The following is a 473-nucleotide window of genomic DNA, read 5'->3' as shown; positions in this document are numbered from 1 at the left end:
ACTGTATGGAGGAACATTATCTAATCATGGCCGGGCTGGGGTTTGCGACAATAATAATGGCCTGGCTTCCATCATTTTCTAAAAAGCTAAAAATTAGCTCTCCTATCCTTTTACTGCTGATAGGGTTTGGATTATTCCTGATAGGAGTTCCCTTAGGCTGGCCCGATCCTCTATGGAATGATCTGGGCCTTATGTATTATTCCGAAGCAGTTGTGATCATTTCCCTGATGGGAGCAGGCCTCAAGATCGGGGCCAATTACGACCTTAAATCCTGGAGAAAACCACTCCTGCTGGTCTTCGTGACCATGCCTATTTGTATGATTTCGGCTTATTTGCTTGGGCAGTACTTTCTGCTGCTGAGTGTTCCATCGAGTCTGCTACTTGCCGCTGTACTCGCCCCTACAGATCCTGTTCTAGCGGCAGAAGTGCAATTGGATGATCCCCTGGAAGAGCAGGAACATGAAGATAATGTG

Annotated in this window: 1 protein-coding gene; it reads left to right on the top strand. The window is 46.7% G+C overall.

Features of this window, described 5'->3' with window-relative positions; all coding sequences use genetic code 11:
* Positions 1 to 473, top strand: a 473-nt coding sequence (locus HC176_RS16330; protein ID WP_245234931.1) for a cation:proton antiporter domain-containing protein, incomplete at both ends; no start/stop codon positions are given.

Source organism: Tamlana crocina (genome assembly GCF_012037625.1).
The sequence above is the reverse complement of the archived record's forward strand: the minus strand, read 5'-3'. Positions and strand labels throughout refer to the sequence as shown.